Source organism: Dactylosporangium sp. CA-233914 (genome assembly GCF_050942935.1).
Lineage (GTDB): Bacteria > Actinomycetota > Actinomycetes > Mycobacteriales > Micromonosporaceae > Dactylosporangium.
Window position 1 is genome coordinate 3,729,909 of the sequence record NZ_CP192030.1, and the last position, 16,418, is coordinate 3,746,326.

At 73.4% G+C, this 16,418-nt stretch carries 2 protein-coding genes and 1 pseudogene; all 3 read left to right on the forward strand.

Going from position 1 to position 16,418, the window contains the following annotated elements:
* Positions 1 to 147 precede the first annotated feature (147 nt).
* Positions 148 to 4,773 (forward strand): annotated as a pseudogene (locus ACQPY0_RS17190) (toxin TcdB middle/N-terminal domain-containing protein); the annotation flags it as partial.
* Between the two features lie 960 nt (positions 4,774 to 5,733).
* A complete protein-coding gene (locus ACQPY0_RS17195) occupies positions 5,734 to 10,758 on the forward strand; it encodes a hypothetical protein (protein ID WP_432989906.1) in 5,025 nt (1,674 codons plus the stop codon).
* 275 nt (positions 10,759 to 11,033) lie between these two features.
* Complete coding sequence (locus ACQPY0_RS17200) at positions 11,034 to 16,412, forward strand: AAA family ATPase (protein ID WP_432989908.1); 5,379 nt, start codon at positions 11,034 to 11,036, stop codon at positions 16,410 to 16,412.
* The last annotated feature ends 6 nt before the right edge of the window (positions 16,413 to 16,418 follow it).

The window sequence follows — 16,418 nt, forward strand, 5'->3', positions numbered from 1 at the left end:
GACGGCCTGACCGACATCCTGCGCTCCGGCTCGCCCCCGCAGGCCTGGTTCAACGACGCCGACCCGCGCCTGGCCTGGCGGCGCACGACGTTCGGCGGCGGCGCGCCCGAGCTCGACCTGGCCGACCCGCGGGTCCGTACCGCCGACATGACCGGCGACGGCCTGCCCGACCTCGTGCTGCTGCGCAGCGGCAACGTCACCTACTGGCCGAACCTCGGCCACGGGCGGTGGGGCGCGCCGGTCACCATGCACCGCTCGCCACGCCTGCCGGACGGGTACGACCCGCGCCGGCTCCTGCTCGGCGACGTGGACGGCGACGGCGCGGCCGACCTGGTGTACGTCGACCGCGGCCGGGTCCTGCTCTGGGGCAACCGGCTCGGCACCGGCTGGGCCGAGCAGCCGGTCGTCGTCGGCGGCACCCCGGACCTCGTGGACGCCGACGCGGTCGCGCTCGGCGACCTGCTGGGCACCGGTACCGCCGGCGTGCTCTTCCAGCGCGGCGCGGACTCCAGCGGCCGGCCGCAGCTGTGGTTCCTCGACCTCACCGGCGCCGCCAAGCCGCACCTGCTGGACCTCGTCGACAACCACACAGGGGTGACGACCCGGATCCGGTACCGGCCGTCCACCGTGGACTTCCTGCGCGACGCGACCGCCGCGGCCACCCGCTGGCGGACCACGCTGCCGTTCCCGGTGCACGTCGTGGCTGGCACCGAGACGACCGACGCGTTCTCCGGCGGCCGGCTCAGCACCGAGCTGCGGTACCGGCACGGCTACTGGGACGGCCTGGAGCGCGAGTTCCGCGGGTTCGGCCTGGTCGAGCGGTACGACAGCGAGGTCTTCGAGCCCGGCACCGTGCCCCCGGAGCACTTCTCGCCGCCGACGCTCACCCGCAGCTGGTTCCACCTTGGCCCGGTGGCCGCCGCGGAGGCCGGTGACTGGACCGAGCTCGACCTCGCCGGCGAGTACTGGCCCGGCGACCGGCCGATGCTGTCCCGCCCGGCCGCGATGACCGCGATGCTGGCCGCCCTGCCACGCCCGGCCCGGCGGGCCGCGCTGCGCGCGCTGCGGGGGCAGCCGCTGCGCACCGAGCTGTACGCGCTGGACGGCGGCGACCGCGCCGACCGGCCCTACACGGTCACCGAGACGCTGAGCGGGGTGCGGGAGGAGTCGCCCGGCCGTCCCACGCCGGCCACGCCGGTCTTCTTCCCGTTCGAGCTGGCCAAGCGCAGCACGCGGTGGGAGCGCGGCGACGAGCCGATGACCGAGTTCGCGTACACCGCCGGCCACGACGCCTACGGCCTGCCCGCCCGGCACGTCACCGTGGCCGTGCCGCGCGGGCGGGCGCCGCTCGAGGCCGACCCGGGGGCCCGCGAGCCGTATCTGGCCACGCTGAGCACGACCGAGTACGCCCGCCGCGACGACGCCGGGCACTACCTGGTCGAGCGGGTCGCACGCAGCGCGACGTTCGAGGTGCTCAACGACGGCCGGCCCGCCGTGCCCGACCTGGTGCGCTCCGTCCTCGCGGTGGAGTCCACCGTGGAGGATCCGGCGCTGCGGATCACCACGGACACCCGCACGTACTTCGACGGCGAGGCGTTCACCGGCCTGCCGCTCGGCACGCTCGGCGAGCACGGGCTGCCGTCGCGCACCGAATCGCTGGCGTTCACCGACGCGTTCCTCGACGCGTTGTACCCCGCCGGCGACCCGCTCGCGGTCGGCCCGCGCCCGCCGTACCTGCGGCCGGGCGCCGTCGCCTGGACGCCGGAGTACCCGCAGGACTTCCGCGCTGCCGTGACGCCCCTGGCCGGCTACCGGCACTACGCCGCCGGCGAGGTGCCCGGCTCGCCGGCCGGGTTCTACGCGGTCACCGCCCGGCACCGCTACGACGTGCAGGACCCGCGGCCGGGTCGCGCGCCGCGCGGGCTGCCGGTCGCCTCGCAGGACCCGTTCGGCGCGACCACCCTCGTCGCCTACGACGAGCACGACCTGTTCGCCGTCGGCGAGGCCGACCCGGCCGGGCTGGTGAGCACCGGCGTGCCCGACTACCGGGTGCTGCGGCTGCGCTCGTCGAGCGACCCGAACGGCAACACCACCGAGGTCGCCTACTCACCGGCCGGCCTGGTGACCGCCGTGTTCGTGCGGGGCAAGGACGGCACCGGCGACGCCGCGGCCCCGGGCACCCGGATGGAGTACGACCTGCTCGCCTTCGACGAGCGCGGTGCGCCCCAGTCGGTGCGCACCGTCCGGCGGGTCCACCACGACACGGACCCGGACGCGCCGCCGCGGGAACGCGACGACACCATCGTGTCGGTCGAGTTCTCCGGCGGGTTCCGGCGCGTCCTGCAGACCCGCGACCAGGCCGAGGACACCCTCTTCGGCGACCCGGACTCCGGCGCGGGCGTGCTGTCGCCCGACCGGTCGGCGCCGCCGGGCGCGGCGGTGGGGCGCACCCGGGAACCGTCCGACGCCGACAACGTCGCGGTCAGCGGGTGGCAGGTGTACGACAACAAGGGCCGGGTGGTGCGCCGCCACGAGCCGTTCTTCGACACCGGCTACGACTACGCCCCGCCCGGCCCCGCCCGGCTCGACCGGTTCTCGTCGCTGTTCTACGACCCGCGCGGGCTGCTCGTGCGCACCGTCAACCCGGACGGCAGCGAGGACCGGCTCGTCCCGGGCGTCCCGGCCGACCTCGCCGACCCGGACCGGTACACGCCCACGCCGTGGGAGAGCTACCACTACGACGCCAACGACAACGCCGGGCGTACCCACCCCGGCACCGCCGAGGCGTTCGGCGAGCACTGGAACACCCCGTTGAGCGCGGAGGTCGACGCGCTGGGGCGCACCGTCGCCACGGTGGTCCGCAACGGCACGACCGCCGCCGAGGTGTTCACCACCCGGTACGCCTACGACATCCAGGGCAACCTGCTGTCGGTCACCGACGCCCTCGGCCGCGAGGCGTTCCGGTACGCCTACGACCTGGCCCGCCGCCGCTGGCGGGCGGACGGCATCGACGGCGGCCGCCGCGACACCGTGCACGACGCGGCCGGCAACCCGCTCGAGACCCGCGACGCCAAGGGCGCGCTGGCGCTGGCCGCCTTCGACGTGCTGCTGCGGCCGAGCCGGGCCTGGGCGCGCGACGACGCGGCGGGCCCGGTCACCCTCCGGGAACGTACCGAGTACGGCGACGGCGGCTCCGCCCAGCAGCCGCCGGCCGAGCGGGAGGAGGCCCGCGCGCGCAACCTGCTCGGGCACGCGGCCCGCAAGTACGACGAGGCCGGCCTGCTCACCGTCGAGGCGGCCGACCTGAAGGGCAACCTGCTGCGAACCACCCGCCGCGTGATCGCCGACGGGCCGCTCCTGGCCACCTACGAGCACGGGCCCAAGGGCGGCTGGGACGTGCCGATGTTCGTGGTGGACTGGCGCCCGGCGCCCGGGCAGACGCAGGAGCAGCTGGAGGCCGCGTTGCTGGAGCCGGCCGGGTACATCAGCGACACCGCCTACGATGCCCTCGACCGGCCGACCGTGCACACCCTGCCCGCCGACGTCACCGGACGGCGCGGCCGGATCAGCGCCGGCTACAACCGCTCCGGCGAGCTCGACCGGATCAGCCTGGACGGCACCGTCCACGTGGAGCGCATCGCGTACGACGCGCGGGGCCGGCGCACCCTGATCGTCCACGGCAACGGCACCATGACCCGCTACGCCCACGACCCGCTGACGCTGCGGCTGACCCGGGTCCGCGGCGAGCAGTTCTCGCAGACCGCCGACGCCACGTACGCGGCCAAGGGCCGCGTGCTGCAGGACCTCGGCTACGACTACGACCTCGTCGGCAACGTGCTGACCGTCCGCGACCGCACGCCGGGCAGCGGGCTGCCGGGCAGCCCGGCGACGGGCGGCCCCGACGCGCTGGACCGCGTGTTCGGCTACGACCCGGCGTACCGGCTGCGCTCGGCCACCGGGCGCGAGGCCGCGGCCGCACCGGCGCCGCTGCCATGGCAGGACCAGCCGGCCGGCGCCGACCCCACCCGCACGCGGGCCTACCGGGAGGCGTACACCTACGACGCGGTCGGCAGCCTCCTGCGCCTCGTGCACAGCAGCGCCGGCGGCTTCACCCGCGACTACACGCCCGAGGCCGGCGGCAACCGGCTGCGGCGGCTGACCGTCGGCCTCACCTCGTTCGAGTACGAGTTCGACGCCGCCGGCAACCTGCGCGCGGAGTCGGGCACCCGCCGCTACGGCTGGAACCACGCCGACCGGCTGGCGACGTACGCGACCCAGACCAAGGGCGCTGAGCCGTCGGTGCACGCGCACTACCTGTACGACGCGGCCGGGCTGCGGGTGAAGAAGCTGGTCCGCCGGCAGGGCGGCGCGGTCGAGGTCACGCACTACGTCAACGAGCTCTTCGAGCACCACCGCTGGTCCGGCCCGGCGCCGGGGGCGAACAACCACGTCCATCTCATGGACGACCGGGCCCGGGTCGCGCTGGTCCGCCTCGGGCCGGCCCACCCGGACGACCGGGGCCCCGAGGTCGCGTTTCACCTCGCCGACCACCTCGCCAGCAGCGTCGCGCTCGTCGACGGGTCCGGCGCGCTCGTCAATCGCGAGGAGTACACCCCGTACGGCGAGACCAGCTTCGGCAGCTACGCGCGTAAGCGGTACCGCTTCACCGGCAAGGAGCGCGACGAGGAGAGCTCGCTGACCTACCACCGCGCCCGCTACTACGCGCCGTGGCTGGGCCGGTGGACCGCGGCCGACCCGGCCGGCGGCGCGGGCGGGATCAACCAGTACGAGTACTGCGCGTCGAACCCGGCGTCGCTGGTCGACCCGCTCGGCACCGCACCCTCCGAGTGGGACGCCGTCGGCGCCGCCCTGGACGAGTTCAACCAGGCCCTGAACGACTTCCAATCGAAGATCGACGGCCTGCACGACCGGCTGATGGCCGCCGAGGAGCGGGCGAACAGCGAGCAGCTCAAGCTGCGCGACTGGAATCCCGAGGACCCCGACTACAGGCGCAACTACCGCGCGCAGGAGCGCCGCTGGCGCGAGGCGCGGGCCGACGCCGGCAAGGTCCAGGCGGAGATCGACGAGCTGAGGGCGCGCATGGACCGTGCCACCGAGAACCACCGGCGGGCCACCCAGCGCGCGCTGGAGGCCGCCGAGCAGCGGCGCAACGCCCAGCGCAAGGGCGGCAAGGGCGGCGGCGGCAAGGGCGGGGGCGGGGGCGGCAAGGGCGGGGGCGGGGGCGGCAAGGGCGGGGGCGGCCGGGGCTGGAACCCGTTCCGCCGGGGACCGGACCGCACCGGCGAGGGCGGCGGTCGCGGCACCGGCCCGCTGCAACGCTCGCCCGGCGGGCGCGGCGGCGCAGGCGGGCGGGGACCCGGGCCCGGCGCGCCGGGCCCGGGCAACCAGCGGTTCATGCCGGACCCGCCGCCCGGCATGGTGCAACGCCACAACGACTTCTACGGCGACGACGACATCGCCGAGTTCTTCATGTTCGTCGCCCACGCCTTCCGCGGCGACTATGCGGCGGTCGTCACCGACGTCGTGCGCTGCATGAGCAGCGACTACTGCCGGACGGTGACCAAGGCGGTCCCGACCGGCGGCATGCCCACCGCGCTCGTGCTGCACGGCGGCTTCGGCGGCCTGCTGCGCTCCCCGCTGAACGCCCAGCGCGACCTCGACGCCCAACGCCACTGACCTGCCCGGCCACCTCCTCACATCACGGGAGCTGTCATGACCGATCCGCACGTCGTCATCAACATCATCACGCCCGCGCCCGGTGCCCAGGTGACCCGCACGCTCAGCCTCAGCGGCGGCGTCGGCCTCGACCCGGACACCCTGAGCAAGACCCAGGTCATGGCCAAAGGCTCGGCGCAGGTCGGCATCACCTTCAACGGGCTCAACCCGGTCGGCGGCACGCTGACGATCTCCCAGACCGGCATCTGGCAGCTGGTCGGCGCGACGGTGCCGGCGAGCATCGCCGACGGCGCCACCGTGGTGATCAAGGCGACCGGCACCGCGGACTGGACGGACATCCGCGACCAGGGCCACGAGACGTTCCCCGCCGTGCCGGCCACCGCGCAGGTCACCGTCCAGGTGGAGGCCCGGCCGCCGGAGCTGGCCATCGTCCGCGACTACCCGTCGGAGGTGACGCCGCCGGTGCTGCCGTTCGTGGCCACCGTGCACGGCACCACGTCGGGCGCGCTGTCCGGCATCAACGAGGTCCGCTACGCCGTGACCAGCTCCGGCAGCCCCGGCCCGTCCGGCCTGGCCACCAACCTGTCCGGCGACTGGTCGAGCTGGCAGGCCCAGTTCTCGCTGCCCGCCGGCGACCACCAGTTCACCATCACGGCGGGCGACACCCGCGGGCGGCACGCGAGCCAGTCGGGCGCGATCCTGGTCCACGAGCCGTTCGAGCAGACCGACCCGTCGATCGTGTTCGGGCCGACGATCTACGTGCGGGAGCTGTCCGACTTCGCCGCCCAGCACGTCTCGGTCGGCAACCGCCCGCCCGGCCCCGACGGCACCCGCGGCCTCGACCGGGCCCTGCTGGCGGCCCGCTTCCGCCAGCCGTACGACCGGATGCCGGACGCCGCCGCGTTCGCCGCCGCCACCGCCCCGGTTGACCAGCGCCGCGTCGCCGTCGAGGTGCTGCGCCGCTTCCTGACGACCCCGCTGCCGGCCGCCACCGACCAGCAGCTGCGCGGGTCGGCGTACGAGAGCCTGCTCCGCGAGATGGGAACGTCCACCGTGGAGCTTCGCCAGGCCCGCATCGCCGAGCACTCGCAGCGGGCGGCGCTGGCCGCGCGGCTCGGCATCGACTTCGACGGCTCGCAGGCCGGCCGCCTCGACCAGCTGACCATCAGCCCCGAGGAGATCACCGACGCCCAGTTGGAGGAGCTGTTCGGGTTCCGCTCGATGCAGCACACCGACCCGTTCGTGGACATCACCACCCTGCCGCTGGTGCAGGGCTGGCGGCAGGCGACGCTACGGCAGCGGTGGCGGGCCGAGGACGTGGCCCAGCGCGACAGCCAGGCGGTGCCGGTGCCGGTCATCGAGCCCGACCACGTCCGGGCCGGCAACATCGCCACCGCGCGGGCCGGTGACCCGTGCTACGACCTGTGGGCGGCCCGCCAGGCGTTCGTCGCCGCGCTGGCCGGCCAGATCGATCAGGCCGTCGCCCAGGGCAACCGGACGCCCGCCACCTTCGACCAGCTCGTCGCCACCCACATCGGGCCGGTCGACCTGGCCGACCTCGCCGCCCGCGACGCGCACGGCGAGGACGTCACCGGCGCGCTCGCGCCGCTGCAGCTCGACCTCGCCGAGCTGCGCTACCTGGCCGGCGCCCGGGCCCTGCTCGCCACCGGCGGGCTGCTCACCGCCGAGTGGGGCGACGTCCGCGACATCCTCGTGCAGGTGCGCAAGCGGCGCGTCTTCGCCCAGTGGCGGCAGGAGGAGCGGGCCGCCGACATCGTGCTGCAGCCGCAGCAGTTCCTGCTCGACCCGCCCGCCGCCCCCGGCGCCGCGGACGAACCGGTCTCGATCTGGCGCGGCGACCCGCGGGTACACCTGGACTGGCAGCGGACGCTGTCAGTACGCGGCGCCGAGCTCGACCGGCTGGGCCACGAGCAGGAGGCCATGCTCCAGTCGGCCGACGCGGCGGTGCTCCCGCTCGCCCGCGACGCGCTGCTGGCCTTCGTCGGCTCCCAGCAGTCGCCGCCGGAACCGGCCGCGGCCACCGCCGAGCGGCTGTCCCGCGAGCTGTGCATCGACCTCGTGGCGGACTCGGCGATCCTCACCACCCGCGCCGACAGCGCCGCGCAGACGCTGCTGGAGGCGCTGCTCTCGCTGCGCTCCGGCCGGCTGTCCGTGGTCACCGGCGGCCAGGAGTGGAGCATCGCCGAGGAGGAGCGCTTCGACGCCAAGTTCGCCTGGTACGGCGCCTACCAGACCTGGTACGCCGCGATCACCTCGTTCGCGTACCCGCAGAACCATCTCTTCCCGGGCCTGTACGTGCCCGACGGGCTCACCCTGCGCCCGACCGGGTCGTACGGCACCTTCCTGCACGACCTGCGCGCCGCCCGGATCACCGCCCAGCGCGCCCGGCTGCTGGCCCAGCAGAACCGCGACCGGATGCTCGACGTGGTGCGCGGCCTGCCCGGCCTGAGCGACGTGCAGCGCAAGGCCATCACCGACCTGGCCCCGGTCAGCGAGGTGCACACCAACCAGGAGCTCGACGACCTGCGGACCACGCTGCTGCCGCTGTACGGCATCACCCCCGACGCCGACCAGGCGATCCGGGAGCTGTACTGGCTGGTGCCGGTCGCGCTGGGCCTGGCGTTGACCGAGGCGGGCGAATTCGTCCGCGCGCTGGACTGGTACCAGGTCGCCTACGCCTACCAGCTGCCACCCGCGCGGCGGCGCGTCTTCCCCGGGATGTCCCGCGAGCAGGCCATCCAGTCGGCGTACGGCCGCTCGCCGAACTGGCCGGTCGACGGGTCCAACCCGCACCAGGTCGCCACCGACCGCGCCGACGCGTACACCCACTTCACCGTGATGTCGATCGTGCGCTGCCTGCTCGCCTACGCCGACAACGAGTTCGTGCGCAACACCGCCGCCGCCAACGCCCGGGCGCGGGGGCTCTACGAGGCCGCGCTGGAGCTGATCCGCTCCGCGGACGCCGCGTCGGTCACGGGCCAGGGCGTGCCGTTCCCGGCCAACCCGGTCCGCGACGCCCTGCAGGCCCAGGCACAGACCGGGCTCGACAAGATCCACCGCGGGCTCAACCTCGCCGGCACTCAGCCCGACACCGCCGACGACGAGAGCACGCTGCCCAGCCAGTACCGGTACGCCGTGATCGCCGAGCGGGCCCGCAACCTCGTCGCGATCGCCCAGCAGCTGGAGGCGGCGTTCCTGTCCGCGGCCGAGCAGGCCGACGCCGGCGCCTACTCGCTGCTGCAGGCGGGGCACGACCTGACCGTCGCCCGGGGGATGATCAGCGAGAACGACCTCAAGGTGAGCGCGGCCGACCTCGGCGTGCAGCAGGCCGGCACCCAGTTCGAGCGGGCGTCGGTGCAGGCCGAGCACTACCGCCGGCTGCTCGCCGCCGGCCAGAACGAGCACGAGCGCCAGCAGCTGTTCGACCTGGAGTCCGCCCGCGACCTGGCCGCCGCCGGCGGCGCGCTGAGCGGCCTCGGCGCGATCCTCGGCAGCCCGTCGAACATCCTGGGCGGCCTCGGGTCGATCGCCACCGGCCTGTCCCAGGCGGCGTCCCTGGACGCGCAGATCGAGCAGGTGCAGGCCGGCTTCGAGCGCCAGCGCGAGGAATGGCAGCTGCAGCAGAGCCTCGCCGTCAAGGACGTCGAGATCGGCCGCGAGCAGGTGGCGCTGGCGGGCGTCCAGGCGGCCATCGCGGTGCAGGAGCGGGCGATCGCCGGCCTGCAACTGGCGCACGCCACGGCCACCGCCGACTTCCTGGCCACCAAGTTCACCAGCGCCGAGCTGTTCGACTGGATGAGCGGGGTGCTCAACCAGGTGTACGGCTACTTCCTGCGCCAGGCGACCGCGCTCGGCCGGCTCGCCCAGGCCCAGCTCGCCTTCGAGCGCCAGGAGCCGAACCGGGGCCTCGTCCAGGACGACTACTGGCAGGGCCCGCCCGACCCGGCCACCGGCTCTGGCGACCCCACCGACCGGCGCGGCCTCACCGGCGCGGCCCGCCTGCTCGCCGACCTGACCCGCCTCGACCAGTACGCCTTCGAAACCGACAAGCGCAAGCTGCACCTCACGCAGACCCTGTCGATGGCGCAGCTCTTCGGCCGCGAGATGCAGCTGTTCCGCCAGAGCGGCGTGCTCACCGTCGCCACGCCGCAGGAGCTCTTCGACCGCGAGTTCCCCGGCCATTACCTCCGGCTCATCAAGCAGGTCAAGGTGTCGCTGCTGGCGCTGGTGCCGCCGGTGCGCGGGGTGCGGGCCACCCTGTCCGCGTCGGGCGTCTCCCGGGCGGTCGTCGCCCGCGGCCTCTTCCAGACCGTGACCCTGCGGCGGGACCCGGAGTCGATCGCGTTCACCTCGCCGGTCAACGCCACCGGGCTCTTCGATCTCGAGCCCGACACCGGCCTGCTGCTGCCGTTCGAGGGCATGGGCGTCGACACGGTGTGGCGGCTGGACCTGCCGAGGGCGGCCAACCCGTTCGACTACCGCACGATCGCCGACGTGCTGCTGACGCTGGAGTACACGGCGTTGAGCAGCGAGCAGTACCGGCAGCGGGTCATCCCAGCCCTCGACCGGACGTTCACGGGTGACCGCACCTTCAGCCTTCGCGACCAGTTCCCGGACGTCTGGTACGAGCTGGGCAACCCCGACACCGTCGAGGATCCGGCGACGCGGATGCGCGCGGTGCTGCCGCTGACCGAGGCCGACTTCCCGCCGAACATCGACGGCCTCACCGTCGCCCAGCTCACGCTGTTCGTGGTGCGCGCGGACGGCACCGAGAACGAGCTGACGGTCGCGGCGACCCGGCACACCACCCCCGACGGCCACACGACCGGCACCGGCCCGGTCGGCACCGTCGGCGGCATCATCGGCACCCGTCGCCCGGCCGGCAGCCCGTGGCTACCCCTCCTGGGCGCGCCGCCGGCCGGCGTCTGGGAGCTTCAGCTGGAGGACACGCCGCTGGTCCGCAACCTCCTGGCCACCGACAAGGTCCGCGACCTCGTGCTGGTCATGACGGTCGCGGGCACGGCACCCGCCTGGACCTGAGCCGGCTCACGGGTGGTAGATCCACAAACTCGGCGGAGGGCGTCGTCCAGCGTCCCGGATCACGCCCTCGCCTTCGCCCTCAAATAGGTGTAAACAGGGCTTAAGCCGTGTCGTCGGCGTTCGATTGGAGCATTGGGGTCTGGCGAGGCGACATGTGGCCGAGTGAGCTGGCGGGCGAGGTTCGGCGGGCAGAGATGCGCCTGTTCGAGCCCGAAGCACTGCATGAGAGCGAGCGGACACGTGTCACACGGCTCGTTGTCGCCGGGAGGGCTGTGGTGCGAAAGGAACCGCTGGGACCGGACGCGCAGCGGCGGGTGCGGCACGAGGCGGCGATTCTGCAGCGGTTGCGCGGTGTCGAGGGGGTCGCGCAGTTGGCGGAGGCGCCACGGTGTCCGGGGTCGGTCGTGGTGGAGGACGTCGGTGGCTCGTGCCTGGCTGACCTGCCGAAGCCGCTGACCGTCGATGACCTGGTCGGGCTGGCGGTGGGGTTGGCCCGGGCGGTGGCGGGGATGCACCGGCGGGGTGTGCTGCATCGGAACATCACACCGGCGAACATCGTGATCTCCCGCGGCGGCGCGCCGTGCCTGGTGGATTTCGGGTCGGCGTCGTCGCTGGCCGAGCTCCGCCCGGAGTTCACGCATCACAGCGAGATCGTGGGCACGTTGGAGTATCTGGCGCCGGAGCAGACCGGGCGTACCGGCCGGGCGGTGGATCAGCGTGCGGACCTGTACGCGTTGGGTGCGACGCTGTATGAGTTGGCGACGGGCGCGCCGCCGTTCGGTTGTGGGGACCCGTTGCGGCTCACCCACGATCATTTGGCGCGGGTGCCGGTGCCGCCGGGGGAGGTGAACCCGGCCGTGCCGCGGCCCCTGTCCGAGATCATCCTGCATCTGCTGGAGAAGGAGCCGGACAACCGGTACCAGACCGCCGACGGCGTGGTCTACGACCTGGAGCGGTTGCGGGACGCCGGCCCGCGGGCGGCGGCCGGGCTTCGGGTCGGCGAGCATGACGTTCCGCTCCGGCTGTTGCCACCATCGCGGTTGGTGGGCCGTGATGCGGAGGCGGCGATGCTGGAGGCGGCGTTCGAGGAGGCGTTCTCGGGTCGGTGTCGCGGGGTGCTGGTCGGCGGCGCGCCGGGAGTGGGCAAGACAGCACTCATCGATGAACTGCGGCCGGTGGTGACCAGCAGTGACGGCTGGTTCGTGGCGGGCAAGTTCGACCAGTACCGGCGGGATCTGGAATTCGACGCGGTGCATCAGGCGTTTCGCGCGTTGGGTCGGTTGCTGCTGGCCGAGCCGGAGGATGAGCTGGCCAAGGTCCGCGAACGGCTTCTGGCGGCGGTCGGGCCGAACGCAGGTCTGCTGACCGCGGTGCTGCCGGAGTTCGCGGCGCTGCTGCGGGTGCCGCCCGACCCGGGGGATCCGCTGACCGCGGAGGTTCGGGCGCAGCGAGTGGCTGTGGACGTGTTGCGCGCGGTGGCCTCGCGGAAACGGCCGCTGGTGGTGTTCGTCGATGACCTGCAGTGGGCGGGTCGCATGCCACTGGGCGTCGTGGACCTGATGCTGAGTGAGGAGCCGGTCGACGGCCTGTTGCTGGTGGGTGCGTACCGGGACGACGTGGACGTGGGGCATCCGCTGGCGGCGTCGCTGTCCCGGTGGCGTGAGCAGGCCGGAGTGCGGCACCTGCGGCTGACCAACCTGCCGGTATCCGACACGATCACCATGGTCGCGGAGATGCTGCACAAGGGCCGGGCCGCGGCGGCGGGGCTGGCCGAAATGATCGAACCTCACACGTCGGGCAATCCGTACGAGACGGTGGAGCTGCTCAACGCGCTGCGCCGCGACGGCGTGCTGACCGCGACGAGCGCCGGGTGGCGGTGGGACGCGGCGTCCGTGCGCACTCACCTGGGCCACTTCGACGTCGCCGGGCTACTGGCGGCCGGTGTTGGTGCCATGCCGCCGATGCTGCGGCAGGTGGTGGAGGCGATGGCGTGCCTCGGCGGGCGTGTCGAGGTGGGCCTGCTGCAGGCTGCCACCGCCGTGCCGGCGGGCGTGGTGGAACAGGCTCTGGCGCCCGCCCTCAACGAGGGCCTGCTGGTGGCGGAGCCCGGGGTGCGGGAGGTGGTGCGGTTCCGCCACGACCGGATCCGCGAGGTGATCCTGCGCGGGCTGGCTCCGCAGCGGCGCCGCACGCTGCAGTTGGCGATGGCACGGCGGCTGGCCGGGATGCCGAAGTGGTTCGCGGCCGCGGCGGAGCAGTACCTGCCGGTGGTCGACGCGCTCGACGACGCCGCGGAGCGACGCCGGGTGGTGGGGCTGCTGCGGCGCGCCACCGGCCAGGTGGCGTTGATCGGGGAATACGCGCTGGTGAACGCGCTGCTGACCGCCGCCGCGCGGCTCGTCGACCCTGGCGATGTCGCCACGCTCGTCGAGGTGCGCACCGGCCGCCACGCCGCCCTGTACAGCCTGGGGCGCCTGGACGAGGCGGACGAGGAGTACCGCACGATCGTAGGGCTGCGCACCAACGCCCTGGACCGGGCGAACGCGACGGTTGTGCAGGCGCGCAGCCTGACCCACCGAAACCGTCTTGTGGAGGCGATCGGGCTCGGATTGGCGTCGCTGCGGGAGCTCGGCATCGCCGTCCCGTCTCCGGACCGGCTCCCGATCGAGCTCGACCACCAGTTCACCTATCTGTACCGGTGGCTGGACCACACCGACGACGCCGGCGAGTTGACCCGGCCGGAGATCACCGAGCCGACGCTGCTCGCCGCGATCCGTCTGATCAATGCCGTCCTGCCGGCGGCCTACCTCGCCGCTCAATACGCCACGTACGGCTGGCTGAGCCTGGAGGCGCTGCGGATCTGGATCGAGCAAGGCCCGGCTCCCACCCTGATCGGGCCGGCCAGCGCCGCCGCCACCGCTGCGGTGCTGCGCGGGGACTATGGTGCCTTCTACCAGGCGATGCGGCGGATCCTGGCGCTGGGCGACGCCCGCGGCTACGAGCCCGACACCTCCCAGGCGCGCTTTCGGTTCGCTCTTCGGTGTTGCTGGTTCGAACCGATCGAAAACGTCGTCCTCATGGGCCGGCGGGCCCGGGAGGGGCTGATCGTGGGGGGTGACCTGGCCCTCGCCGGATACACCTACTACCCGACCGTGGTGGGCCTGCTGGATTGCGCGCCATCGCTGGACATCTACGTCGCCGAGGTGGAGGCTGGTCTGGCCTTCGTTCGGCGCAGCGGCAACGAGCAGACCGCAAGATTGCTCAACAGCTACCGGTGGCTGGCTGATGTGCTGCGCGGCGAAAGCGCAGCCGCAGCCGATGAGGCGGGACACGCCGACAGATACCGCCACGACCCGGTGGCGTTGCTCAACGCGCATGTCATCCATGCGCTCGCCGCTGCCGGCTTCGGTGATCTGGCCGGCCTGACGCGGCACACTACGGCGGCGATGCCACTGATATCGGCTGCCCAGGGCATCTACACGACCGCCTTGGCCCATCTGCTGCGCGGGCTGGCCCTTGCCGGGCAGGCCCGAGCCGGCCGCGGTAGCGAGCGCGACGGTCTGCTGTCCGAACTGGACGAGGTGCTGCGGTGGATGGCCGCCCGCGCCACGGACGCGCCGGTGAACTTCCAGCATCTGCTGCGGCTGCTCGAGGCGGAGCGGGCCTGGGCGGTCGGCGACTTCCACGGGGGTGTTGTCGGCTTCGAGGCGGCGCTGCGTGAGGTCGCGCAGCGCGAGCGGCCGTGGCATCGGGCCTTGATCACCGAACACGCGGCCCGCTTCTACCTTGCCCACGGCCTCGAACACACCGGCTACAACCTGCTCATCGAAGCGCGCCGGGAGTACCTCGCCTGGGGCGCGACCGCAAAAGTCGACCAACTCGACTGGGCGTACCCAACCCTGCGGCCAGGAGCCGGTGCGAGCGCCGGGCAGGGCGCCGACCAGCCCGGTGGTGTCCTGCGTCAGCGGGCCACCGTCACGACCGGAACGCTCGACCTGCTCGGCATCCTGTCCGCCTCGCAGGCGCTGAGCTCCGAGACCAACGTCGACGGACTGCACTCCCGCCTGGTCAAGGTGCTCAGCGCGATGACCGGCGCCACCGGCGTCCACCTGCTGCTGTGGAGCGCCGACCGGCGGGACTGGCTGCTGCCCGCACCCGGCGGCGACGGCGGCGTCATCCCGGTCAGCGGCACCGACTACGAACGCGTGGTGCCGATGTCCGTGCTGCGCTACGCCCAGCGGATGCGTGAGCCGCTGGTCGTGGGCGACGCCACCAGCGACCAGCGGTTCGCCCGCGACCCGTACTTCACCGGCCTCACCTGCTGCTCGCTGCTGGCTGTGCCGGTCATCGGCCGCGGCACCCTGCAGGCAGTGCTGCTACTGGAAAACCGCCTCATCCGCAGCGCCTTCACCACCGAACGGCTCGACGGCGTCAAACTCATCGCCGGCCAGCTCGCCGTCTCCCTCGACAACGCCCAGCTCTACGCCGAGTTCCGCCGCGTCGCCGACGAGCAGGCGGCGTTGCGGCGGGTGGCGACCCTGGTCGCCCGCGGCGCGGGACCCGAGCTCGTGTTCGCCACGGTGGCCGACGAGGTCGGCGCGCTGTTCGGCGTCGACGGCACGGCGATCGTACGGTTCGAGCCGGACGGGGACGCGACGCTCATGGGAGGCTACGGGTACGAGCACACCCGACCCGGTTCGCGAAGCAAACCCCACCCCCGTTCGGCTATGGCGTCGGTCCAGGCGACCGGCCGGGCGGCACGCCGCGACGTGGACCTCCCGAAATGGGCGAGCCTCCCCGAGGGAGCCCGCTGGGCCGTCGCCACCCCGATCGAGGCCGAGGGCCGGATCTGGGGCGCCATCGGCGTCGGGTCCCGACGCGAACCGCTGCCCGAGGACACCGAGCAACGACTGGCCAACTTCACCGAACTCGTCGCGACCGCCATCGCCAACGCCGAAAGCCGCGCCGAGCTCAACACCTCACGAGCGCGGATCGTCGCCACCGCCGACCAGACCCGCCGACGCATCGAACGCGACCTGCACGACGGCGCCCAGCAGCGACTGGTCTCCCTTGCGCTGCAACTCCGCGCGGCACAAGCGGCACTGCCACCCGAACTCGACATACTCGGCGCACAACTCGACCGCGCCGTCGCCGGGGTGACCAGCGCCATGGAGGAACTGCGCGAGATCTCACACGGCATCCACCCGGCCATCCTGACCGAAGGCGGCCTCCGCCCCGCGCTGCGCGCGCTCGCCCGCCGCTCGCCGATCCCCGTCGATCTCGACACGCGTGTGCAGGGGCGGCTGCCCGAACAGGTCGAGGTCAGCGCGTACTATGTCGTCGCCGAGGCGCTGACCAACGCGGCCAAACACTCCCACGCCTCGACCGTCACGATCACCGTCGAAACCGACAGTGCCGACACCGTGTTGCGTGTCGCGGTCCGCGACGACGGCGTCGGCGGCGCCGACTTCACCCGCGGCACCGGCCTGCTCGGCCTCAAAGACCGCGTCGAGGCACTCGGCGGCCGAATCTCCCTCCACAGCCCGCACGGGGCCGGCACCAGCCTCCACGTGCAACTCCCGCTCACCACCACGAACAGCGACGACACCGCCCGGCAACTGGAGCACTGGTGTCCTGAGTCGTTGATGAGCTGATGAAGC